The 22281-nt window shown below is 65.2% G+C and carries 20 protein-coding genes; 12 read left to right on the plus strand and 8 right to left on the minus strand.

Annotation, left to right across the window (positions count from 1 at the left end; translation table 11 throughout):
- Nucleotides 1–6: 6 nt before the first annotated feature.
- The 5 genes from ACX9MN_RS06260 to ACX9MN_RS06280 are packed head-to-tail and all read right to left on the minus strand — an operon-like array spanning nucleotide 7 to nucleotide 6944.
- Nucleotides 7–3084, minus strand: a complete 3078-nt coding sequence (locus tag ACX9MN_RS06260; RefSeq protein ID WP_489723972.1) for a C-terminal helicase domain-containing protein — start codon at nucleotides 3082–3084, stop codon at nucleotides 7–9.
- Nucleotides 3081–4919 carry a hypothetical protein gene (locus ACX9MN_RS06265; protein WP_489723973.1) on the minus strand — a complete coding sequence of 613 codons (1839 nt, stop codon included), beginning with the start codon at nucleotides 4917–4919 and terminating at the stop codon, nucleotides 3081–3083. Before ACX9MN_RS06265 ends, ACX9MN_RS06260 begins: the two co-directional genes overlap by 4 nt.
- On the minus strand, nucleotides 4916–6145 hold the full coding sequence (locus tag ACX9MN_RS06270) for a DUF6361 family protein (protein WP_489723974.1): 1230 nt from the start codon (nucleotides 6143–6145) through the stop codon (nucleotides 4916–4918). The genes ACX9MN_RS06265 and ACX9MN_RS06270 overlap by 4 nt, the downstream gene beginning before the upstream one ends.
- 4 nt (nucleotides 6146–6149) lie before the next feature.
- Complete coding sequence (locus ACX9MN_RS06275; protein WP_489723975.1) at nucleotides 6150–6272, minus strand: hypothetical protein; 123 nt, start codon at nucleotides 6270–6272, stop codon at nucleotides 6150–6152.
- 60 nt (nucleotides 6273–6332) lie between these two features.
- On the minus strand, nucleotides 6333–6944 hold the full coding sequence (locus tag ACX9MN_RS06280; protein WP_489723976.1) for a hypothetical protein: 612 nt from the start codon (nucleotides 6942–6944) through the stop codon (nucleotides 6333–6335).
- A 314-nt stretch (nucleotides 6945–7258) separates the two neighbouring features.
- On the opposite strand from ACX9MN_RS06280, the gene ACX9MN_RS06285 reads away from it, so the two are divergent.
- The 5 genes from ACX9MN_RS06285 to ACX9MN_RS06305 all read left to right on the plus strand — a co-directional run bounded on the left by ACX9MN_RS06285 (nucleotide 7259) and on the right by ACX9MN_RS06305 (nucleotide 11760).
- On the plus strand, nucleotides 7259–8452 hold the full coding sequence (locus ACX9MN_RS06285; RefSeq protein WP_489723977.1) for a DUF932 domain-containing protein: 1194 nt from the start codon (nucleotides 7259–7261) through the stop codon (nucleotides 8450–8452).
- 175 nt (nucleotides 8453–8627) lie between these two features.
- Nucleotides 8628–10772, plus strand: coding sequence for a ParB/RepB/Spo0J family partition protein (locus tag ACX9MN_RS06290; RefSeq protein WP_489723978.1), 2145 nt, complete (start codon nucleotides 8628–8630; stop codon nucleotides 10770–10772).
- A gap of 62 nt (nucleotides 10773–10834) precedes the next feature.
- The gene (locus ACX9MN_RS06295; RefSeq protein ID WP_489723979.1) at nucleotides 10835–11056 is read left to right on the plus strand and encodes a hypothetical protein; all 222 of its coding nucleotides are present in this window, start codon (nucleotides 10835–10837) and stop codon (nucleotides 11054–11056) included.
- Between the two features lie 72 nt (nucleotides 11057–11128).
- Nucleotides 11129–11530 (plus strand): hypothetical protein, encoded by a 402-nt coding sequence (locus ACX9MN_RS06300; protein ID WP_489723980.1) that lies wholly within the window; start codon nucleotides 11129–11131, stop codon nucleotides 11528–11530.
- Entirely contained in the window at nucleotides 11527–11760 is a 234-nt protein-coding gene (locus tag ACX9MN_RS06305; RefSeq protein WP_018429571.1) for a DUF6117 family protein, read from the plus strand. The genes ACX9MN_RS06300 and ACX9MN_RS06305 overlap by 4 nt, the downstream gene beginning before the upstream one ends.
- Before the next feature lie 3 nt (nucleotides 11761–11763).
- Here ACX9MN_RS06305 and ACX9MN_RS06310 read toward each other — a convergent pair whose 3' ends face one another.
- Nucleotides 11764–12123, minus strand: coding sequence for a hypothetical protein (locus ACX9MN_RS06310; RefSeq protein ID WP_489723981.1), 360 nt, complete (start codon nucleotides 12121–12123; stop codon nucleotides 11764–11766).
- A gap of 241 nt (nucleotides 12124–12364) precedes the next feature.
- On the opposite strand from ACX9MN_RS06310, the gene ACX9MN_RS06315 reads away from it, so the two are divergent.
- From ACX9MN_RS06315 to ACX9MN_RS06330, 4 genes are all read left to right on the plus strand, one after another.
- Nucleotides 12365–12802: an antirestriction protein gene (locus tag ACX9MN_RS06315; protein ID WP_489723982.1), complete on the plus strand. Its 438-nt coding sequence runs from the start codon at nucleotides 12365–12367 to the stop codon at nucleotides 12800–12802.
- Nucleotides 12803–12952: 150 nt separating this feature from the next.
- Nucleotides 12953–17299 carry a strawberry notch-like NTP hydrolase domain-containing protein gene (locus ACX9MN_RS06320; protein ID WP_489723983.1) on the plus strand — a complete coding sequence of 1449 codons (4347 nt, stop codon included), beginning with the start codon at nucleotides 12953–12955 and terminating at the stop codon, nucleotides 17297–17299.
- On the plus strand, nucleotides 17299–18345 hold the full coding sequence (locus ACX9MN_RS06325; RefSeq protein WP_489723984.1) for a DUF7146 domain-containing protein: 1047 nt from the start codon (nucleotides 17299–17301) through the stop codon (nucleotides 18343–18345). The genes ACX9MN_RS06320 and ACX9MN_RS06325 overlap by 1 nt, the downstream gene beginning before the upstream one ends.
- Nucleotides 18346–18660: 315 nt before the next feature.
- Nucleotides 18661–19596 (plus strand): DUF2493 domain-containing protein, encoded by a 936-nt coding sequence (locus tag ACX9MN_RS06330; protein WP_489723985.1) that lies wholly within the window; start codon nucleotides 18661–18663, stop codon nucleotides 19594–19596.
- A gap of 10 nt (nucleotides 19597–19606) precedes the next feature.
- Here the strand turns inward: ACX9MN_RS06330 and ACX9MN_RS06335 are convergent, their stop codons facing one another.
- Both ACX9MN_RS06335 and ACX9MN_RS06340 read right to left on the minus strand, forming a co-directional pair.
- Entirely contained in the window at nucleotides 19607–20167 is a 561-nt protein-coding gene (locus ACX9MN_RS06335) for a flavin reductase family protein (RefSeq protein ID WP_489723986.1), read from the minus strand.
- Complete coding sequence (locus tag ACX9MN_RS06340; RefSeq protein ID WP_489723987.1) at nucleotides 20151–20435, minus strand: hypothetical protein; 285 nt, start codon at nucleotides 20433–20435, stop codon at nucleotides 20151–20153. The genes ACX9MN_RS06335 and ACX9MN_RS06340 overlap by 17 nt, the downstream gene beginning before the upstream one ends.
- A 68-nt stretch (nucleotides 20436–20503) precedes the next feature.
- On the opposite strand from ACX9MN_RS06340, the gene ACX9MN_RS06345 reads away from it, so the two are divergent.
- The 3 genes from ACX9MN_RS06345 (at nucleotide 20504) to ACX9MN_RS06355 (ending at nucleotide 22165) form a co-directional block, all read left to right on the plus strand.
- Nucleotides 20504–20671, plus strand: a complete 168-nt coding sequence (locus tag ACX9MN_RS06345; protein WP_175506928.1) for a hypothetical protein — start codon at nucleotides 20504–20506, stop codon at nucleotides 20669–20671.
- A 144-nt stretch (nucleotides 20672–20815) separates the two neighbouring features.
- Nucleotides 20816–21256: a hypothetical protein gene (locus ACX9MN_RS06350; RefSeq protein ID WP_286771572.1), complete on the plus strand. Its 441-nt coding sequence runs from the start codon at nucleotides 20816–20818 to the stop codon at nucleotides 21254–21256.
- A gap of 579 nt (nucleotides 21257–21835) precedes the next feature.
- On the plus strand, nucleotides 21836–22165 hold the full coding sequence (locus ACX9MN_RS06355; RefSeq protein ID WP_314070618.1) for a DUF736 domain-containing protein: 330 nt from the start codon (nucleotides 21836–21838) through the stop codon (nucleotides 22163–22165).
- Nucleotides 22166–22281: the final 116 nt, after the last annotated feature.

A 22281-nucleotide genomic window follows, 5' to 3' on the forward strand; every position in this document is an offset into this window, starting at 1 on the left:
CGAGGTTCAAAGCAGTTGGAGACCGGAATCGATCACGCATTGTGTCAGCGTGGGCGGCATGGTCGACCGAAGCCCCATGGCGGACAGGTCTAGAACGAGGGGCTGCAGTAGGGCGCGGGTGGCCTCACCCCCGCGTGACAGCACGTCGATAAAGTCCTCCTGGTTGGGCTGACCAAGCGCCAGCCGATAGATCATGCGCTGCTCGCGAAGTTGAGCAAAGCGCGCCACATCCCGGCCGAAAGGCCGCTCGAAAACGTGCCGGCTGATTTCCGCCTTTTCGAGCACCCACCAAGGACGGAGGCCGCTGGTATCGCCGAAACGCTCAGCATGACGCTGCAAGCATTGCCACGGCGAACCCTCTGCGGCGGTGACGTCTCTCAGCACCACGTCGCGCAGCATCGCCGAGAGCCGGCGCCTGACAGCCAGTCCAGCATAGCGCTGGATGCGACCCTCGCGCTGTTCAAGGTCAAGAGGGTTCGACGAGAGGTCCCAATGGACGACATGCGAGCACCAGGGGTGGAAATCCAATCCCTCTTGGCCGACGGATGTCGTGGCCAGCACATGCGGCCAAAATGGCGTGTTGAAGCTTCGGCGAATCTCATCGGGCCGAACTGGAGCGGTCTGCGCGACGCCGCCCTCCACTTTGACGGCAGGCTCAGTCTCGGCATCCCCGAAAGGTACGGCGACATGGCAGCGCACCGGTATTTTGTGCGGTTGACCGCCGATCCCATGAAAGCTGAAGCTGCCGGCCCGCAGTCCGAGTGAGGATTCCAAATCCTTGGCGAGACCTGCAGCGCCCTCAGGCAAACTCTGCGCGCGCAGCCAGAAATGCTCGTCCAAGACGCTTTCAAAGCCACCATCCACGACCGCGCTCATGACCTGTTCGACCGCCGTCTTGCCCAGCAGGGAGGACAAGATCACCGGATTGTCGAGATAGGCGCGCAGCCCCTGCCAACTGAGTTTGACCAGGGCAGGATAGCGGGCCGGAGTCAGGATCGTCGGATCGTGCCGGAGCAACGCCCGGCCAAGCGCCACGCCCGGTGCTCCGATCGCATAGTCAACGAGGTCCTCAAGTTCGATCGGAGAAAGCCTCTCAATCGGCTGTGCCTGCCGCCACTTCTGGACGGCAGACCGAGCGGCGCGATCATCGCCGATTGCACTGCTCCAACCCGCGGCCGACTGTTCCCCCATGCCGGCCCATCGTTCGATCGCGGCTATGACCTGCCCAATGGATCGATGCCGCCGCCGGGCCTTCAAGGTGTCCCGTTCGACAATCCGTTTGGGCAAGCCGGCCAGGATCTGTCGCCGCACGAGCTTACGAATGACGCTAAGCGGCTCCCCAGCTTTCTCAAGTGGGTCAGTGTGACGGATCAACCATGGTGATGGATGAAACGCAGCCATGACCGGGCCGGGTACCGCCGCCAATTTGAAGCGCCGCCGCTTATAGGCTTTCTCATAGCCACCTTTGTTTTTTGGAAGACAATGCGCCTCGACGCCAAAGCTTAAAAGTGCGGCGACGCTTGGCGGCGTTGCGCGAAACCGGCTGAACATCAACAGCTTGGGGTCCACCGCTGCGCTTTTCCAGCCGCCCCCAAGTGGCCACCACGGCAATGATGGCGCGACCCATGGCAGCGACAGGAGCTTGGGCGGGGCGACGCCGCTGAGCGCCCGAAGCTTTGCATCAGGCCATGCCGTTGGCGCGCTGAGTTTGTTCCGGCGCTCGCGCGTCATCCGTGTGAGTTTGGGCGCGGCCTTGATCTTTGCGCGCTTCCACGCCGTATAGCGCGGCCCCAGGGATTGGGCCGGCAACGGAACCGACGACCAATACGGCAGCGCCTCGTAGCGCACATCTTCGGTGAAGCTATCGACCAGATGCCGATAGACCTGGAAATCCTCGGGCTCCGGGTCTGCGTCGAGGAATTGCGTTCCGGCTAGCGGATCGGTCGACGCCACACTGTCCCGCTCTGTTCGTGACATCACTGGGGTCAGCAGGCTGCGTAGCTCGTCTCTGAGCTTCGCTGCCTCAACCACATCGTCCGCTAAATCCGGGCGGCTCGCATCGGCATTTGCCGCGATGTCACGCAACTTGTCGCCGAACTCGGAAAAGAGCGTCTTCGCGCGTTCGCGAACCCGGTGGCCGGCAAGGAATTCGATCAGTTCGAGAAGCTCGGCGTGTGCGAGCGCACCCTTCGTCTCCTCCCACCGAGTGCTCAGAAGCCGATAAGGTGTGGCGCTCAGTAATAGGATTGCGGGCGGAACGGTCGAGTTTGCTGGTTCAAGGAGCGCCTTAAGAAGTGGGTCGGCGTCTTTCTCCTCCAGAATCTGACGGTAACGCTGGAACTCGTCGAGAATGACCAGATCGGGCGGCTGATGGCGCAGCGTCGCCAGCGCCAGCGCGCGACGAAGATGGCCAACGAAGGTGGTCGGCTTCAACGGCTTGATCTTCTTTTCCGCATCGCCGAGCACGGCCAGCTCCAGCTTGGCGCGCACCGGCTCTCCGAACTCCGCCGCAAGCGCTTCGCGAAACCGCTGCGTGAGATGGGCGGGCGAACTCTCGAATTTCGTCTCCGCGTCCTTGACGGCCCAGTCCCAGTATCCCCGCGCACTCAGCCGCAAGATGTCCGGATCGAGATCCCGTGCGAATGCAGGATAGGCTCGCTCGAGCAGCACTTTCAGGAACGCGCGCTCTTCCTTGCGCCCGCCGGTTAGGCGCGCGCGCGCGCCGGGGAAGGAGGTTGCGGGAGTCAGCGCATAGATCAGAACCGGGTTGTCTGGCCGCTTCGCAACCGCGATCAACGAAAGCCGATCCGGCGTTTTGGTTGCCTTCTCCAACTGCCCATCGTCAAGGAAACTGACGATACGGCCTTTGTTCTGATGGGACACTGCGTGGCCGTTGGCGACGTAATAGATCACCAGAGGCCGGCGACCATCGTCCGCCATGCGCCGCGCCACCTCCTTCGCAACGACGGTCTTGCCCAGACCGACCTCATCGGCCACCAGAAAGCGCCGCCGCCCCGCCTGGTTCGCGAAAGCCGATAGCGCCGCATCGACCGCTGCTTCCTGAAACGGCTTGGGTACGCTCACCGATGTTTGCCCCTGACGTCAGCGCCGAGACCGATACGAAGCTTGGTCCACAGATCGTCGAAACGTCGCAGCATCGCTGCTGTCTGCGGGTCTTCGTCAGCGGCTAGCTCAAGCACGGCAGGGAGATAACCGGAGACTCTGCGCTCGATCTCGCGGAACTTGTCCCGGTCGCGCGCCCACGCCGCCAACATTTCTTCCAGGGTTGGCAGCGAGAGATCGAGCGCCGGATTTGTTCCCTGGCCTTTGCGGTCCTGCCGCCTTTCATCCGTCCAGTCGCCTTCGCCGAGCCGACCGTCATCGGCCAGCAAACCGGCCAACCAGAGAAGGAATCCTCTCGCTCCGAGAAAACGCACAAAGGCCGCGCGATCACGATCCTCGCCGAACGGTGGCTCGGCCGGCGCCCGTTGCAGCCACGAGAGGCCCTTGTCGCCGCGACTGACGCGCAAGCGCACAAACTCACTGCGCTCAGCGGGAACCACAGTCCCCAACCTCACCTCATCTTGCTGTGCAGACCAGACTATAAGCTCGCCATGAAGCGCCCCGACTTCGAGCACGATATCGGGTTCATCCGGATGCGGGCCGCCCGGATAACGACCGGAGCGATGGGTAAGGCATGCCTCATCTCCGTCGATGCTCAGCGTCGCGGCCCAGCGCGCTGCCACCTGCGCCCGCGCCCGCTCGAGCGCTTCCTCCTCCAACATCGCCGCGTCGGGTGCAAATTCTGCATCGGGCGCTTGAACCAGCCGGGCCGACCCCAAGAGCGCCTTCAGACCATTCTCAATCACCTCAGTGATGAGCAACTCGGCCGTCACCTCGGCGTTGCGTCCAGTCCAGGCGCGCATGGTGGCGTTCGCGCTTCCCAACCATAGCGTCCGCTTGCGACCGGCACGGGTGAACAACAGTTTTGCGTGAAGGCCCCGGCCGATCTGTTCTTCCTCGTCGTCATCGGCCACAGAAGCCGAGGAGACAGAATCGGGCTCGGGATCACCAACGGGATAATCGGGCGCGTCCAGCGCCAGCAGATCGTCGAACGACGCCAGCGACGGTCCGATCCGCTCAATCTCGCGCATCGTCGCCAGCAGTACGCGCCGTACCGGCTTTCCGCCCTTTGGCGTTTGACGCGCTAAGAAGGTCTTATCGACGAAGGGGCTCACGATCACGACTTCATCGGTTCCGGTCGGCGGGATGGGCGCGGTCCGATCTCCATTTCCCGCCGACCAGTGGATCCGTTCGACGCGGACACCCGCCGGCGGTCGCCAAGCCACCTTCGCGATCGTCGTGGCAAGAGAAGCCGAGCGCACGCCCTTGAGTGCGGCCCGATCAGCCAGCGCACGCGCCAGTTCGTCTGCTCCGGGGATCGGAGCACCGCCTTTTGCGCCGGAGGTGAGCAGGAGCCCGATGTCGCGATTGACGCACTCTGTAAGATTCCGGCTCCCGATCCATAGGCGCCAGCCGATGTCCCCTTCCTCACTGCGTGTTCGGACCAACGCGGCCTTGGGATGCCAGCTGTGGGTAGCCTCGTCGAAATCCACTTCGCGGACGAACTGATCCAGCACCGCCGCAATGCGCGGTGTCCGCCGCATCTTAGCGAGACGCCCGCGCTGGATGATGATCCGCACTTTGCCTCGCAACCGCTCGACCGCATCGGCGAAGTCGGACGGGCTGCCACGCCCCGCATCGCTGTCCTTACCCGCCAAGGCGAGCAAGGTCGCTCCGATCGTCCCTAGATCTGCCGAGTAGGACGCAAGCAGGGCCAGTTCGACGCATTCATCGGGACCGGGACGCAGGCCCTCCAGGAATGAGAGTGCTGGCCAACTCTGGACCCCGCCGCTCATGCAGCGTCTGCCAGATCGTTGAGAAGCGTGCTGACTTGCTCCCATCTATAGTGGAGCGGGCTTGCCAAGCCATGTTCGTCGCTCGACCATTCGAGGCGTCGAGCCCGTCCATTGGGCGTCGGAGCAAGCCGGGCGCGCGGCCCTTTGCGGGCCTCAGCCGCCGCATAGACATCGAATAGCTCGGCGGGATTGCCCGATCTCGAAGCAATCCAGTCCTTCGTCGCCGTTACCACAGCATGCAACTTGGTTGGCAGAGCACCGATGTCCGCCTCAAGCCCACTGATATCGAGCTTGGCTGCGAGAGGCCCGTGCGTTGCGATGATTCCAGCCAGATGATCGCGATGACGGGTCGCGATTTCCTGTTTGTCGGTGACCTCGACGACGCGCTCCAGCAACGCATCATAGACCGCACGACCCACGCCCGCGAGACTTGCCGCCTGCTGCGCTCGCATGAGCGGAGCCTGATCGGGTCCAGCGATCGCCTGAGTCTCGTCCGCCCACATTTCGGCAGGCGCCTCCGTCTCGGTTCTAATCAGCCGCGCGAGCAAAGACAGTTCGTTGCCGCCGTTGCGACGCAACTGAACAAGACGCTCGCGCAGAAACTCGGCTTCCTTAGCCGTCAGCCGAAGCGTGATATCGCCGCCCTGCCAATTTTCCGGACGCCCTGGAAGCGGCACGAAAGGCGGATCGAAACTGAGAAGCGGCTGACCGTCGTCGTCCGTTGCCGCGCCGGCGGTCCTGAGCTGCCTGTGCGCCTGAGCGCGCGAAATGGTCCGCTCATTCAATCGCGGACGCAAGATTCCCCACACCGCAAGCGCATTCCAATACACGGTTGACGGCGGCTGGCTCGATGGTTTTGGGAACACGCGTCCGCCGATGACCTGGGATTCACCCATCTCTCTTAGGCGGCCGGCAAGTTGCCGTTCGCGCTCCCGCAGAGCCCGCTGCGCCGCCGGTCCCGTCATCCCGGCGAGATCTTCGAACAGCCAGGGCACAAAGAGCGCGTAGCGGGCGCGTGTATGCAGCACTGAAGTGCCTGGAAAGAAACGATCGGCATAGCGCTGATGAATCGTCAGGAAGCCGATCTCATCGCGCACGCCCATGGATTCTTCATCCATTTGGGCTTTGGCGCGGGCCAGCGCCTCGCGGGACAAATAGGTCCAGCCCAAAGTGGGTTCGATCGACGGCGCGCGTTTGTTGCGGGATGAGCTTGCAGATTGTCGCACGAACTCAGCTCCACAAGCACGACAGGGTCGCCGCGGCCGCCGCCTGATTTACCCCCGGTTGGCACGGCTCGAAGTGCTCGATCTCGATGCCTTCGATCTTCTTGTCGGCGTAAGTGACCCTGGCCATTCGCACCCCCCTCATCCCCCTTTGCCCTTTCGCGTCGATCAGCGACTTAGCCCTACGATCTCAACCCGCAGGCGGCACAGGCCGCACATCCCTGACTTCGCCGCGGCTTCCTACCAAGGCGATCTCGATGCCGGCCAGCGCGCAACGCGGCGCTAGTCGTTCCGCCAAACGCAAGGTGCTTTCCGTGAAAGGGACGACGGCCACCTGCCGTCCTTGCGACGGTGTCGCCATCAGCATGCCGACCGTCTCGCACAGCCCCTTGTAGAGCCGGGACACCTGGCCCGAATGTCTTGTGTTGATAATCCCGCCCTTGCATTCGGCGGAGATGACATGGTTGCCGACCTCTGCGACCACATCACCAAGCCCCGGCTTCGGATTGACGGTGATCTCCTGGCCCGCTGAGTTCCGGTACGTGCCGCCATAGCTGGTGGTGCCAACGCTGGAGATCTTGATGAAGTCGCGTCGAAGCAGCCAGGCCGCGAAGTCGAATTGCTTGCCGTGCTCTCCATCGGGGTGAACACGGACGTGTTTGGTATCCTGCGTCCGCAACAGGTGCATGGCATAGGCGACCATGACCGCGCCTTCGTAGAGATGGTGTTCGTGTTCGCCATCGGATTTTCCGACCCGGTTTGGCGGCGGCGACAGCGCCGTAACGAGATCCTCGAAATCCATGACAATCCTCCCCGGCCGTTAGTGTAGCTGATGGGCCGAGAGTAATCGTCCTTCATCGCCGAATGGCTCAAGCTACTGGTAGCAGATTGAGCCCCGGTTCGTCCGCACTCTTTCTTCAGGCAGAATGTCCGAATTCTTGGGACCGCCAGGAGGGGAAAGCCTTCCCCTGCGCCCGAGCCTTGCGTCTCGGCCGACCCCTTCTGCGGGGCGGCTGCCCCGCAACGCCCCGCTGAGAGTGAGAGAGTGGACTGATTTCCGTGACGGGTTGAGGGTTGGAGAAGAGGTCTCCGACGCCCGTCATGGAGATTGGTCCCATGAACATGCAGGTCCTCGACGCCCGCCGCGACACCAGCGGCGGTTACAAGGTAGATGTCAGCCGGGGAGAGCAGGTCGGCCGCGTCTCGTCGGAATGGTTTTCCCGCCCCGCCGACGAGCGTTACCTGTCCTTGACCGAGTTGGGCCGTGCGGTTGGCGACCGTGCGGAACGTAGCCGGACGCGTGTGGTAGAGAGCGCACTCGTCCATGTAGAGGCGAACCGCAACGACCCGGAGCGGCTGGCGCTGATCCTTCCGGGCACCGACACTCCTATCGCGCCGACGCACTGGTCCTTCGGCCAACTCGCCAGCCTAGTCGGTGCGCCGGCCGCCTATCTTCGGCAGCTCCCGGCCGCCCTCGCTGGCATCAACCTGCAATACGGCCTGACCTCCAATCGGGCGGAGCAGATCAAGACACTCGAAACCGACAACGGCCGGGTCGAGCTGCGCGCCATCACCGGCCCGGATTATGGGAGGATATTCGACGCGGAACTGGTGGAAGCCGTGCAGCGCATCGCCGGCAACGGCACGGGCGATACCCGCTGGAAGGTGCCGGGTGTGCTCGACTGGTCGACCGGCATCTACAATCCGCGCGTCGACATCACCAAGGACACCACGACGCTCTATGCCTCCGACCGCGACGTTTTCTTGTTCCTGGTCGACGACCTGAACCCGATCGAGGCCGGCCGTCTGCCTGACGGCTCGCCGGATCTCTACTTCCGGGGCTTTTACTGCTGGAACTCCGAGGTCGGCGCCAAGACGCTCGGCATGGCGAGCTTCTATCTCCGGGCGGTCTGCCAGAATCGGAATTTGTGGGGCGTGGAGGATTTCGAGGAAATCACCATCCGCCACTCCAAATATGCGGCCAACCGCTTCGCGCACGAGGCGGCCCCGGCGCTGCTGAACTTCGCGAACTCCTCGCCCCTGCCGTTCGTCAACGGCATCAAGGCCGCCCGCGAGCGGATCGTCGCCAGAACCGATGAAGACCGCACCGACTTCCTGCGTCGGCGCGGCTTCTCCAAGGCCGAGACCGGCAAGATCATCGACAGGGTGCTGGCCGAGGAAGGCCGTCCGCCCGAGTCCATCTTCGATTTCGTGCAGGGCATCACCGCCGTCGCGCGCGACAAGCCCCATCAGGACGCCCGCCTCGACATGGAGGGCAAGGCCAAGAAGCTGCTCGATCGAGCTTCCTGATTTCCGCGAAGCCGGGGATGCGGTTTTCCGTGTCTCCGGCTTTGCGCTTCCGTGCCTTTCAGGTTTGCCGGTTCGTAGCGCTGCCCCCTTTAGAGGAAGAGGGCGGCGCTTCGCGTCGTGACGGGTTGGAGGTTGAGAGAGAGTCTCTCGGCCGCCCGTCGCGGAGTAAATCCCGATGGCTACTGCCGTTCAGAAGATCATCCTGTCGTCCTCGCGCGACATCCCCTTCAACAAGCTGGTGCTCAGCCAGTCCAACGTCCGGCGCGTGAAGGCCGGCGTCTCGATCGAGGACCTCGCGGCCTCGATTGCCCGACGTGGCCTGATCCAGAGCCTCAGCGTCCTCCCCGTCGTTGACGCCGCTGGCGTTGAGACCGGCATGTTCGAGGTGCCTGCCGGCGGTCGCCGCTTCCGCGCGCTCGAACTGCTGGTGAAGCAGAAGCGTCTCGCCAAGGTCGCGCCCGTCCCCTGCGTGGTGCGCGATCGCGACGGCGCCATCCTCCCCGAGGAGGTGTCGCTGGCCGAGAATATCGAGCGCGCCCCGCTCCATCCGCTCGATCAGTTCCGCGCCTTCCACGACATGCTGACCAAGGGCATGACCGAGGAGGAGATCGCCGCGGCGTTCTTCGTCCCTGTCAACGTGGTCAAGCAGCGGCTACGCCTCGCGACCGTTTCGCCCGTGCTCCACGATGTCTATGCCGACGACGGCATGACGCTGGAGCAGCTCATGGCCTACACGGTCTCCGAAAACCATGAGCGCCAGGTTCAGGTCTGGGACGCGATCAAGGACGCCTGGTCGAAGGAGCCCTATCAGATACGGCGCATGCTGACCGAGACCACGGTGCGCGCCTCCGACAAGCGCGCCGTCTTCCTTGGCACCGAAGCCTATGAGGCGGCCGGCGGCATCGTCATGCGCGATCTGTTCCAGGCCGACGATGGCGGTTGGCTGCAGGACGTTGGGCTTCTCGATCGCCTCGTCGCCGAGAAGTTGAAGGCCGAAGCCGAGGCGATCGCCGCCGAGGGCTGGAAGTGGATCGAGGTCGCGGTCAGCTTCCCCTACGACGCCGTGCGCGGCCTGCACGAGGTCTCCGGCACGCCGATCGATCTATCGGCCGAGGAGCAGGCGACCATCGAGGCGCTCACCGCAGAACAGGCCAGGCTTGAAGCGGAATATCAGGACGCCGACGAACTGCCCGACGAGGTCGACGAGCGCCTCGGCGAGATCGAGACGGCGTTGGCCGCCTTCGATGATCGCCCCGAGCAATTCGATTCCGCCGACATCGCCATCGCAGGCGTGTTCGTCAGCATCGACGCCGACGGATCGCTTTCGGTCGATCGCGGCTTCGTCCGGCCCGAGGATGTCCCTCAGGTCCGGACCGATGGCGAGGAAGGATCGGAGACGGACACGGAATCCGTCGACGCCGGTCGCCCGTCGGTGCAACGCGCCGTCATCACCATCGGCGGCCAGCCTGCCGAGTCCGATGAGGACGATGAGGACGACGGCATCAAGCCGCTGCCCGAACGCCTCGTCATCGAACTGACCGCCTACCGCACCCTCGCGCTGCGCAATGCCGTGGCGGACAACCCGCACATCGCCATGACGGCGCTTCTTCACAAGCTGGTCTCGGACAACTTCATGACCCGCATGTACACGGGCGCCATGGAGGCGGGGGTGAAGCACATCTTCTTCCCCGTTCAGGACGAGGCGCTGAAGGACAGCCCTTCCGCGCGGGCCGTGCAGGAGCGTCACGACGCCTGGGCCGCTGACATTCCGAAGGACGATGACGCCCTTTGGGATTGGCTGAATGGTCTCGACGATGCCAGCCGTATGGCTCTACTGGCGCATTGCGTCAGCTATGGCGTGAACGCGCTCTATGAGCGGCCGAACCCACACAGCGCGGGCGGCGTGTCGCAGCACACGCTCGACATGAGGCTCGCGCAGGCCGACCGGCTGACGCGGGCGACCGGGCTCGACATCGTCGAAGCTGGCTGGCGCCCGACCTTCGGCAACTACCTCAACCGTGTCACCAAGCCGCGTATCCTCGAAGCCGTCCGCGAAGGCGCCGGCGAACGGGCGGCCGAGCTTATCGGTCATCTTAAAAAGGGCGACATGGCCAAGGAGGCCGAGCGTCTCCTGGCCGACAGCGGTTGGCTGCCCGAGCCGCTTCGACTTGCTGGCGTTGACGGCGATCCCGCAGCGGACGCGGACGGAGGCGGTGAAACCGAGGTGGCCGAGCTGCCCGACTTCCTCAGCTCCGACGAAGAATCGGAAACGCCACCCGACGGCGAGGATGACGAACGTCACCTCGTCGCCGCCGAATGAGCGGCTCGCGGGGCGGCTTCGGCCGCTCCGCACCTCTCCCCCCCAATCGAAGGAGCGTTCGCATGGTGCAATTCAGCCCCGCGCCGATCCGGCGCGTCGTCTTCCAGTATTTCGTGCCGGTCCACGTCGAGGTCGAAGATGGCCTCGTTTCCCGAGTGACCGTTATCGACGAGACGCCTGTCCGCGATCCCACCGTGGTCGAGGGCGATCCCGAATACCTCACCCAGGCCCTGGCGGCCGGCGACGACGGGCAATCCTGGCCGTCCTGGCAGTTCGGCTACTAGCCCCTCCCAACTACGATTCGATCCTCACGAGCCCGGCCCAGCGCCGGGCTCTTTTCGTTTCAGGAGCCCGACATGCCCGATTTTCTCACCCGCTTCTCCTGCCTGCTCGACGTCGGCTCGGTCGCCAATGTCGCGCGGGCGTTCGACATCTACACCGCGCTGTTGGCCGAGAACGCTCGCGAGGATCCGCCCGCCGAGCCGTTCCTGCTTTCGCTGACGCCCGAGCACGGCGCGACGCGACTCTGGCTTCGCGACCCCGGCACTGCCGATCCGCAGTTGCTGATCACCTTCGTCACGCGCTGCGCCGAGACCTTCGCGCTCACCGGCACCTGGGGGTTTCAGTGGGCCGGCATTGCCTCGGACCCTGTCGTCGACGGTTTCTCCGGCGGCGCCCATCTGCTCGATCTCTCCACCGGCCGCACGATCGAATGGATCAGCACCAGCCGGTGGCTGGCTGAGGGGGGTGCGCGATGATTCCCGATCACGCGCGCGCCAACTTCCAGACCCTCCTTCGCGCAGCGGAAAGCGGCGACCTAGCGCTGATGGAATGCACGGACGCCGCGACCGGCGAGCCGCGCTATGTCATCTGTGCCGTCGGCCGTGACGGCGGCGACTATATGTTCACGCCATTCGGCCATCTGGCGGACGGCAATCCCTATGACGCTTACCTTCCGCCCGACACGGGCGACGAAACGGCTGTCTGAATTCTACCAGACGGCCACTTCCCATTGACCGTTGACGCGCGCGAAGCCGACCGGACGGTTCTGGGGCATGGCGTTCGCCCGGGTAGCATCCATCGTGAGCTGCGTCATGCACGTCACACCGGGTCCGACACCGCCCGGCGAACAATCCCCGAGCTTGAGCGTCGCGTTGGCGAGCGACGTCCCCGTGAAGAGACGGTGGCGGCGGACGGCCGCAATAGCCTCTTCTTCTGTTGGCTGCGCGACACCTGCGACAGCGGCGGCCGATGCGCCGCCGGGCGCGATCACCGGGCGGAGCGCAAAGCCCGCCCCGAAGCCCACAACGGGGCATCCTCCGGCCACTATGCCGATCACACTTCCCTTCATCACTGTCTCCCTCCGGGGCCTCGCTCGGTCGGGCGGACATGCGTCCCCGATCCCCCGGGTCGCAGTTCGCCATGTGCTGGATGAAGGAGTGTAGCGCCGCGCTTCCCACCTCGGAAGGCCGCGCGATCAGGCGGTCACGCGGCGCGTCAGAGCGAGAGGTTGGCCGGGACGGGTTCGAGCCGGTCGGGTCGAGAGAGAGCGCCGTCCGGGTCTTCCGATCCCGCTCTCCGGAGAAATCCCCATGCCCGACACTACAAACAGCATTGACGATTCCTCGGCGCGCGCCGTCGCCCTCGTACCGGAGGCTCGCCGGATGGGCTTCCTGCCGCTGCTCTTCGGCCGTGAGCATGTCCTCGTGGCGGAGATGATCGTCTATCACCTGATGGAGCGCCTGAGCCCGCTCGATTATCGTGGCGGTCTCTGGGACTTCTATGAGCGCGACGGGAGGCCGCTATATCTCGCGCCGACCTCGAAGCCCCGCTTTCAGATCATCTGCGACACCAACGGCTATGAGGGAGAGGTATCGGCCGACGCCGCCGGCATCATCGCGACGCTTTTTGCCTTCTCCCATCTCTCCTTCAAGTATCCGGTCGACGCGATGTCGGAAGGATATGGCCGCCTCTACGACTACGCCGCAGACCATCCGGAATCCGCCGAAATCTTCCAGGCGATCGACTGAAACTTGCCCTCTCTCAGCGCCCGGCCTCACGGTCGGGCGCTTTTTTATGTCGGCGGATCAGAGGAAGAGGACGGCCGGGACGGGTCGAGTCCGGGCGGTCGAGAGAGAGCGCCGCCGGCCTTGTCCCTTCCGCTCTCCCGAGGTTCCTCCATGAACATTCTGTCTCCCGTGGCCCTTCCGGCCGCGCCCGTCACCCCCGCGTCCTCGATCCTCAACGTAGCGCTACAGCTTCTCGATCATCTAGAACGCGGCCAGCGTATCGACGCCGCGATCCTCCGTGCAGCGATGGAAGAAGCCTTCGGCGCATCCGACACCAGCGGCGCCTGGAACTGGAAGGCCGCCTATGAGGCGTGCGAGGTCGCGACAGTCCTCTTCCTGCGCAAATACGGAAAGGCGCTTTTCCGTAAGGCCGCGTCTCCGGCTGCACGACTTTCCGCCGTCACGAAGATCGCCGGTCTCCTGCCGACGCATACGCGACGCTCGGAAGAATCGCAGGCGCTCCAGCAGTTCTCTACGCCGGCCCCGCTCGGTCTCGCCGCCGTGGCGGCCGCCTCCATTGCTGCTGGCGACGTCGTGCTGGAGCCGTCGGCTGGAACCGGCCTGCTCGCTATCCTGGCCGAGATATCAGGCGGAACGCTCCTCCTCAACGAACTGGCCGAGACCCGCGCCGATCTGCTCGCTGCGCTGTTTCCGGCCGTTGCTGTCACGCGCTTCGACGCCGCCCAGATCGACGATCATCTCGCGCCGGGAGCCGTCCCCTCCGTCGTGCTGATGAACCCACCGTTCTCGGCGATGGCAAACGTCTCCGGCCGCGTGGCCGACGCCGCCTATCGCCATGTCGCCTCGGCGCTGGCCCGGCTCGCCGATGGCGGGCGGCTGGTAGCGATCACCGGCGCCAACTTCGGCCCCGACCTTCCAGCGTGGCGCGAGGCCTTCGCCCGGCTTCAGGAGCGTGGCCGCGTCGTCTTCACCGCGGCTGTGGACGGCTCGGTCTATGCCAAGCATGGCACGACCATCGACACCCGTCTGACCGTGATCGACAAGCTGCCGGCCGACGATCGTTCGGCGTTTCCCGCTTCGCCCGGCATCGCGCCCGACGTCGACACGCTGCTCGGCTGGATCGAAACGCAGGTTCCCCCGCGTCCGACCGCAACCCTCCCGCCAGTGACAACCTCGGCGTCCGCCGCCACGCCCAGGACCGTTCGCGGATACCTCGCTCGCACCACCGCTGCACGTCCCGCCACGCCCGCGTCCATCGAGCCCGAAGGGATCGAACTCGCCTATGAGACCGTGGACTGGACGCCCGCCGAAGAAGGCCGGATCACCGACGCGATCTATGAAGAATACGGATTGCAGGCGATCCGCATTCCCGGTGCCCAGGCCCATCCGACCAAGCTGGTGCAATCCGTGGCGATGGCCTCTGTCGCGCCGCCCAGGCCGAGCTACCGGCCCCGGCTGCCCGCCAACATCGTCACCGATGGACTGCTCTCCGACGCTCAGCTCGAAACCGTCATCTACGCCGGCGAGGCGCACTCCGACTTCCTCGCCGGTTCATGGACGCTCGACGAAACCTTCGACGTCGTCTCGGCTGCGCCCGACGATGCGCCGAACGCTGTGCGCTTCCGCCGCGGCTTCATGCTCGGCGACGGGACTGGCGCCGGCAAGGGGCGTCAGTCGGCCGGCATCATCCTCGACAACTGGATGCAGGGCCGGCGCAAGGCGGTGTGGATATCGAAGTCCGACAAGCTGCTGGAGGACGCGCAGCGCGATTGGTCGGCGCTCGGCATGGAGCGCTTGCTGGTCACACCCCTGTCGCGCTTTCCGCAGGGCAAGGACATTACGCTCTCGGAAGCCGTCCTATTCACCACCTATTCTACGCTACGGTCCGACGACCGGGGCGAGAAGCTTTCCCGCGTCAAGCAGATCGTTGAATGGTTGGGCTCCGACTTCGCTGGAGTGATCATCTTCGACGAGAGCCACGCCATGCAGAACGCCGCAGGCGGCAAGGGCGAACGCGGCGACGTCGCCGCCTCGCAGCAGGGCCGTGCGGGCCTTCGGCTCCAGCACGCCCTGCCGAATGCGCGCGTCGTCTATGTCTCGGCAACCGGCGCGACCACGGTCCACAATCTCGCCTACGCCCAGCGGCTCGGCCTGTGGGGCGGCGAGGACTTCCCGTTCTCCACCCGCGCCGAATTCGTCGAGGCGATCGAGGATGGCGGTGTCGCGGCGATGGAAGTACTGGCCCGCGACCTGCGCTCGCTCGGCCTCTACACGGCCCGGTCTCTTTCCTATGACGGCGTCGAATACGAACTGGTCGAGCACCAGCTCACCCCCGAGCAGACCGGCATCTACGACGCCTATGCCGGCGCCTTCGCCGTCATTCATAACAATCTTGACGCCGCCATGCAGGCCGCCAACATCACTGGTGACGGCGGTACGTTGAACCGGCAGGCCAAGTCCGCCGCCCGCTCGGCCTTCGAGAGCGCCAAGCAGCGGTTCTTCGGCCATCTGCTGACCTCGATGAAGACGCCCACCCTGATCCGCTCGATCGAGCAGGACCTAGTCGACGGCCATGCCGCCGTGATCCAGATCGTGTCGACCGGCGAAGCCCTGATGGAGCGCCGTCTCGCGGAGATCCCCACCGAGGAATGGAATGACGTCCGGGTGGACATCACCCCGCGCGAGTATGTCGTGGATTACCTCGCCCATTCCTTCCCGGTGCAGCTTTATGAGCCGTTCACCGACAGCGAGGGCAATCTGTCGTCGCGGCCGGTGTTTCGCGACGGCCAGCCGGTCGAAAGCCGCGACGCCGTTGCCCGTCGTGACCGTTTGATCGAGAGGCTCGCTTCGCTGCCGCCAGTCCCCGGCGCACTCGACCAGATCGTCCAGCGCTTCGGCACGGATGTCGTGGCCGAGGTGACGGGACGTTCGCGGCGCATCGTCCGCAAGTCGGGTGCCGACTCCATGACCAGCCCCGGCGGCATCGACCGCCTCGCCGTGGAGAACCGCGCCGCCTCGGCCAATCTGGCCGAGGCGCAGGCGTTCATGGATGATCAGAAACGCATTCTGATCTTCTCCGACGCCGGCGGCACCGGGCGCAGCTACCACGCCGATCTGTCGGCGCGGAACCAGCGCCTGCGCGTCCACTATCTGCTGGAGCCGGGCTGGAAGGCCGACGCCGCCATTCAGGGCCTGGGCCGCACCAACCGGACCAACCAGGCGCAGCCACCGCTGTTCCGGCCGATCTCGACGAACGTGAAGGCGGAAAAGCGCTTTCTCTCGACCATCGCTCGCCGCCTCGACACGCTGGGCGCGATCACGCGCGGCCAGCGCCAGACGGGCGGTCAAGGCCTGTTCCGGCCCGAGGACAATCTGGAGAGCCACTACGCCCGCGACGCCCTGCGGCAGCTCTACCTGCTGCTGGTGCGCGGCAAGGTCGAGGGGTGCTCGCTCCAGATGTTCGAGGATGCCACGGGCCTCTCGCTGATGGATTCCACCGGCATCAAGGATGAGTTGCCGCCCATCACGACGCTCCTCAACAGGTTGCTGGCGCTGACCATCGAGCTTCAGGGTTTCCTGTTCACCGCGTTCGAGCGGCTGCTGAACGCCAAGATCGAAGGCGCAATCGCTTCGGGCAGCTACGACGTCGGGCTGGAGACGCTGCAGGCCGAGAGCTTCATCGTCACCGATCGCCGGACGATCCACGTTCATCCCGGCACCGGGGCTGAGGCTCGGCTGCTGACCATCACCCAGCGCCAGCGAAACCGTCCCGTGACGCTGGCCGAGGCGCTCGACCATCTCGATGACCCGGGCGCGAAGCTGCTGGTCAACGAGCGTTCGGGCCGCGCCGCCGTGCAGATACCAACCACCAGCATCATGCTGGACGATGGCGAGATCGAGCGGCGCATCCGGCTGATCCGGCCGATGGAGGCGCACAACATTCCCATCAAGGTGATGGACGAGACCCATTGGGTGCAGGCGGAGCGGATCGCCTTCACAGCGGCCTGGGATGCCGAGGCCGCCGAGGTGCCGGAGTATGCCGATAGCACCATTCATGTCGTCAGCGGGCTATTGCTGCCGATCTGGAAGCGGCTTCCGAACGAATCGACTCGGGTTTATCGACTCCAGACAGACGACGGCGAGCGCATCGTCGGCCGCCGCGTCTCCCCCGCATGGGTGGCCGGCGCGCTCGCGACCGGCACCTCGACCCTGACGCCCGACGACGCCTTCATGGCGCTGATGGACGGCAAGACCATCCTCGACCTCACCGAGGGTCTTCAGCTTCGCCGCGTCCGGGTCATGGCCGCCAACCGCATCGAGCTGTCCGGCTTCACCGACGCCATGCGTGATCGCCTGCGGGCCTACGGCCTGTTCCACGAGATCATCTCGTGGAAGCTGCGGATGTTCGTGCCGACCGATACGACCGGGGCGACCATCCTCGCCAAGGTGCTGGAGCGCTACCCGGTCGAGCGCGTCGGCGAGCGGGAGGCAGCGTAATGGCGCGGCACGATGCTTCCGAACTGGCGACCCGTCTCTGCAGACAAGCCGAGGCGGTGTGCCGCCATTACCTCTCTGCCGGTCATCGCGAGGGCCGCTATTGGCTGGTCGGCGACGCGCGCAATACGCCGGGCCGCTCGATGTTCGTGCGGCTGAAGGGCGGCGAGGTCGGCAAGGGCGCCGCCGGCAAATGGACCGACGCCGCCACCGGCGAACATGGCGATCTCCTCGACGTCATCCGCGAAAGCTGCGGACTGGTTGACTTCAAGGACGTCGCCGATGAGGCGCGCACCTTCCTGTCGATGCCCCATCCCGAACCGGACCGTCCGCATGGTGGCGAGCGCCAGTCACCGGCGCCGACCGGATCACCGGAAGCGTCACGGCGGCTCTTCGCCATGGCGCAGCCGATTTCGGGCACGCTCGTAAAGACGTATCTCCGGACACGCGGCATTACGGATTTGCACGGAACCGGAAGCCTGCGCTTCCATCCGCGCTGCTACTATCGGCCTGACGAGCACTCCCCAACCGAGACCTGGCCGGCGATGATCGCATCGGTCACCGATCTCGACGGGCATCAGACCGGCGCGCATCGCACCTGGCTCGCACCTGACGGCTCGGACAAGGCCCCGATCGACACGCCGAGACGGGCGATGGGCGACCTCCTCGGGCATGCCGTTCGCTTCGGTGTGGCGGGCGAGGTGATGGCGGCGGGCGAAGGCATCGAGACGATGCTGTCGCTCAGGATGGCGCTGCCGACCATGCCGATGGCGGCGGCGCTCTCGGCGGCGCATCTCTCGGCCATCCTGTTCCCCGGCACGCTGCGACGGCTCTACATCGCCCGCGACAATGATCCGGCCGGCGACGGTGCAATGGCGACTTTGATCGAACGGGCGAACGCGGCCGGGATCGAGGCGGTCGTGGTGTCTCCGAGTCTGGGCGACTTCAACGAGGATCTCCGACTGGCGGGCCTGGACAGCCTCCGGGCAGCAGCCCGGGTGCAGATCGCGCCACAGGACGTCCCACGCTTCATGGCGTTGACGGCATAGGCCGAGACGAGGTGCAGACGGCGGGTAGCGCCGTCGTCGGCATCGCTCGGATGATTCCCAGGTCGGAGAGAACCGCGCCCCGGCCTTCGAGAGGGCGATCGGCCAGCAAACGGCCCGGACCCGCAATGTCTGCGGCGGACTATTTTCCGGCGCGGCCGAGAGCCGCTTTCCATCGCGAGGCAAAATAGCCCGCCTTCGTCATCCTCCGCTGTGCTCCGGCCCTCCGCTTCGCTGCGGATGCAGGTCCGGCCCGCCCGCCGGCTTTCGTCGCCATGAAGGCCGCGAGGGTCGCGGTCGAACCGACGGAGCATCCCGATGAGCGAGCACGACGACTACGAACCGCACCACGCCTCTTCCCCCACCGACCATGTCCTCAGCGAACTCCAGCTTTACGGCTACCGCCCCTTCTCGGATGAACCCGATCCCCGACCGCTTCCGGAAGGCGACCACGTCGCCGGAGCCATCGCTGACATCTTCGACGCCCTGATCGCCACCCTGGAAGACACCCGCCTCGAGCCCGACCTCGACGATCTCCTCTGGTCGACCGTCAACCTCTTCCACCGGGCCAACGAACGGATCGAGCGCGAGCTGGACGACAATGAGCAGGCGCAGCGCCGCGGCCAGCGCGAACAGGACGGCAGTGAGGTGAAAGCTGTCGAGCTGGAACGCCTGACGGCCGAGGGGCAGACCCTGATCGAGCGCCGCAACGCCTTCGAGCTGATGCGCGACCAGGCCGCCGAGCATTATGAGCGCCACACCGGATCGAACTGGCGACCGCGCAGCGGATCGATGGTCAACCATCGCAACCTCACCTCGGCGATGATCGACAGCCGGGACTTCCTCAACGCCAAGAAGCGCGCCGACAATCAGGTGCTGCTCCCCGCCGGTCCAAAGATCGCCTTCACCGGCGGGCTCGACTTTAACGATCACCGCCTGATCTGGGCCAAGCTCGATCAGGTCCACGCCAAGCACCCCGACATGGTGCTGCTGCACGGCAAGTCGCCGAAGGGCGCCGAGAAGATCGCCGCGAAATGGGCCGACGCCCGCAAGGTGCCGCAGGTCGGCTTCGCGCCCGACTGGACGAAACACGCCAAGGCCGCACCGTTCAAGCGCAACGATCAGATGCTCGACGTCCTGCCGATCGGGGTCATCGTCTTCCCCGGCACCGGCATTCAGGACAATCTCGCCGACAAGGCGAGGAAGCTCGGCATCCCGCTGTTCGACTTCCGCCCGAAGGGAGGTGGCGCGTGAGCGCCGCCTCTCACAGCATCTCGGGTCGAAACAACGATCTGCGGCTGATGACCTTGCCTGACACTACGAACACGCCGTCGCCGGTGTAATGCAGCGTCTCGGGATGCTTCGGCGACACGGCGACGTGCGCCTTCACCACCTCGAAAATGAAGAAATTGTACTTCTCGACCAGCGCATCGTCGTGAAGGCGGCATTCGAAGCTGGCGTGGCATTCCCCGATCAGCGGCGCATCGACCGCGCTCGCGTCTTCCGCCGTGAGATCGAACTTGGCGAACTTATCGATGTCCGCCCCCGACGTGTTGCCGATCCCAACCACTGTATCGGTCAGCGCCGTCGTCGGCAGGTTGATCACGCACTCCCGGCTCTCGCGGATCATGCGGTGGCTATGATTGCCGCCGGAGATCATCAGGCCGACCAGAGACGGCGAGAATTCCAGGATCGTGTGCCAGCCGAGCGTCATGATGTTGGTCGCGCCCTGCCACTTCGACGACACCAGCACGATCGGGCCGGGTTCCAGATAGCGCCGCACCTGGCTGACGGGAAAGTCGATCTTCTCAGGCAACTTCGGCACGCGCGTCCTCTTCGGCTGTTGGGCTTTGCATGACCATACCCGCCCATGTCGGCGGCATCACGACCGGCAGCATGGCGACGATGCTTCGGCGCGAAAGCATTGAACGGGCGATCCCATCGTGGCCCCGGTCATGGCGGAAAACCATCTCCCGCTTCCATTGCGCTGATCCTTGGTCCAGCCGCTGGCCTGACGCCATCAACCCATAAAGGGTCGGACTACGCAAAGCGTGCCGCCGCTCCGGCTTCGCCTGCGCGGTGATTGCGGCCATCGGCCGGACACATCGGGCGCCTGTCGCGCGGGAGATGGCCTCCCGCCTCCAAGACAGGAGCCGGTCACATGTCCCTCAATCAAGCTCACGCCTTCGCCTTCAGCCTCGCCACCACCCTCATGGTCTCGATCGTCATCTTCCAGGCCGGCGACGGCACCATGGGCGTCATGCCCGCAGCCGAATATGACGGCGAACTCGCCGCCATCGTTCACGAGGTCGATCCCTTCGCCCCGTAATCGCGGGCAAGGCGTCGCGGCCGCAAGCGGAAGTCCCATGGGATTTCCGCTCCCGTCTCGTCTTCTCTTCGGCTATACTGGCAACGCGCCGTGGTGGTGGTGGAGGCGCGACCGTCAGACCTTTATCTCACGGAGAACACCACCATGGTTTTCATCGGCATCCTCTCCAGCATCGTGGCGATCGGCGCCCTGTGCTGGCTTCTATTCACACTGGCTGTCTTCGCGCTGCCGTTCTTCGCGGGCGTCAGCGCCGGGAATTGGGCCTTCCAGACCGGCGCCGGTTGGCTCGGGGCGATCCTCGTCGGCCTCGCCGTCGCCGCGCTGACGCTCGGCCTCGGGCAGTTCCTGCTCGCCTTCATCCGTCCGCTCTGGATACGGCTCGCGATCGCACTCGCCTTCGTCGCGCCTGCGGCGCTCGCTGGCTACCATGCGACACATGGCATCGTGAAACACACCATGCCCTCCGACACCTGGCAGATCATCTTCTCCGTCATCGGCGCGATTGCCGTTGGCGTAACGGCGCTGATCCGGGTGACAGGAATGGCCGCACCCGGGCCAACCGTGCAGAACGTCGCGCGCGCCTGACATCGTTGCCGGCGGCGGCAGGACGGTGGGTTGATGTCTTACGTGTCGCGCTCCTCGTCGGCAGGGTCATTCGCAATCGCGTTGATCGGATCGACGGCTAACCCAATTGACGCGCCATTCCCTCGGTGACGGTGCTTGGGGCAATGCCCTGACGGCGCGCCCAACGACGGTGCGGGTGCCGAGAGGGGGCGATCTCGTGGGCGACGGGCAGGAGTCGGCGGAACGGAGCGTCTGCTGGAGTTGGTTTGAACCGCCGTGTCAGGCGTCGCTAAGGTCCATCGGTTCGGGGTGGTCGCCACGTTCTCCGGTGATGCGTCTCTGTCAGGTCGACCGCTCCAAAACGGCCTCTTCAATGGGCTGATCTGGCCGAAGGTCGGCTGCGCCTCGATCGCCTATGCCGCAACAGCGGCGTCGAAACTTTCTTCCCCTGCCGGCTGCGCCGTCATTCCTCGCGAGCCAAGAAAGCCCCTCCTTTGCTGTCAGGCCCCTGCGGGGTGCGCCGTCAATCGCCTCCGGCCTGTCGATCGCCATCGAGGCCGCAATGGTGCGGGCTCGGAGCAGAGTTCAAGGAGAACTATCATGGCGACCATCGGCACCTTCAAGAAGACCGGCAACAACGAGTTCAACGGCGAAATCGTCACCCTCAGCCTGCAGACGAAGAACGTCCGCATCGTCCCCGAGGCCCGCGCCACCGGCGAGAACGCCCCCAGCCACCGCGTCTTCGTCGGCCGCGCCGAGATCGGCGCCGCCTGGTCCAAAACCTCCAACGAGGGCCGTGCCTATCTGGGCCTGAAGCTCGACGATCCTAGCTTCAACGCCCCGATCTACGCCAACCTCTTCGACGACGAGGAAGGCGAAGGCTTCAGCCTCATCTGGTCCCGCCCGAACGGCCGCCGCAACGGCGAGTAAGCCCAGCGCGAAGCCCCGCCCGGACAATCCGGGCGGGGCCAAACGCCTGACGATGAAGCGAATCACCTGCGGCATCCGATGCTGGAATCGCGCGGCAAAAGCCAGAACCGCTGGCC

The organism is Methylobacterium sp. 1A, from assembly GCF_058072805.1.

What these genes read in the sequence shown, in the direction of transcription:
- ACX9MN_RS06265 (WP_489723973.1), bottom strand. Translation starts at nt 4,919, where the DNA reads ATGAGCGGCGGGGTCCAGAGTTGGCCAGCACTCTCATTCCTGGAGGGC.
- ACX9MN_RS06275 (WP_489723975.1), bottom strand. Translation starts at nt 6,272, where the DNA reads ATGGCCAGGGTCACTTACGCCGACAAGAAGATCGAAGGCATCGAGATC.
- ACX9MN_RS06280 (WP_489723976.1), bottom strand. Translation starts at nt 6,944, where the DNA reads ATGGATTTCGAGGATCTCGTTACGGCGCTGTCGCCGCCGCCAAACCGG.
- ACX9MN_RS06285 (WP_489723977.1), top strand. Translation starts at nt 7,259, where the DNA reads ATGAACATGCAGGTCCTCGACGCCCGCCGCGACACCAGCGGCGGTTAC.
- ACX9MN_RS06290 (WP_489723978.1), top strand. Translation starts at nt 8,628, where the DNA reads ATGGCTACTGCCGTTCAGAAGATCATCCTGTCGTCCTCGCGCGACATC.
- ACX9MN_RS06295 (WP_489723979.1), top strand. Translation starts at nt 10,835, where the DNA reads ATGGTGCAATTCAGCCCCGCGCCGATCCGGCGCGTCGTCTTCCAGTAT.
- ACX9MN_RS06300 (WP_489723980.1), top strand. Translation starts at nt 11,129, where the DNA reads ATGCCCGATTTTCTCACCCGCTTCTCCTGCCTGCTCGACGTCGGCTCG.
- ACX9MN_RS06305 (WP_018429571.1), top strand. Translation starts at nt 11,527, where the DNA reads ATGATTCCCGATCACGCGCGCGCCAACTTCCAGACCCTCCTTCGCGCA.
- ACX9MN_RS06310 (WP_489723981.1), bottom strand. Translation starts at nt 12,123, where the DNA reads ATGAAGGGAAGTGTGATCGGCATAGTGGCCGGAGGATGCCCCGTTGTG.
- ACX9MN_RS06315 (WP_489723982.1), top strand. Translation starts at nt 12,365, where the DNA reads ATGCCCGACACTACAAACAGCATTGACGATTCCTCGGCGCGCGCCGTC.
- ACX9MN_RS06320 (WP_489723983.1), top strand. Translation starts at nt 12,953, where the DNA reads ATGAACATTCTGTCTCCCGTGGCCCTTCCGGCCGCGCCCGTCACCCCC.
- ACX9MN_RS06325 (WP_489723984.1), top strand. Translation starts at nt 17,299, where the DNA reads ATGGCGCGGCACGATGCTTCCGAACTGGCGACCCGTCTCTGCAGACAA.
- ACX9MN_RS06330 (WP_489723985.1), top strand. Translation starts at nt 18,661, where the DNA reads ATGAGCGAGCACGACGACTACGAACCGCACCACGCCTCTTCCCCCACC.
- ACX9MN_RS06340 (WP_489723987.1), bottom strand. Translation starts at nt 20,435, where the DNA reads ATGGCCGCAATCACCGCGCAGGCGAAGCCGGAGCGGCGGCACGCTTTG.
- ACX9MN_RS06345 (WP_175506928.1), top strand. Translation starts at nt 20,504, where the DNA reads ATGTCCCTCAATCAAGCTCACGCCTTCGCCTTCAGCCTCGCCACCACC.
- ACX9MN_RS06350 (WP_286771572.1), top strand. Translation starts at nt 20,816, where the DNA reads ATGGTTTTCATCGGCATCCTCTCCAGCATCGTGGCGATCGGCGCCCTG.
- ACX9MN_RS06355 (WP_314070618.1), top strand. Translation starts at nt 21,836, where the DNA reads ATGGCGACCATCGGCACCTTCAAGAAGACCGGCAACAACGAGTTCAAC.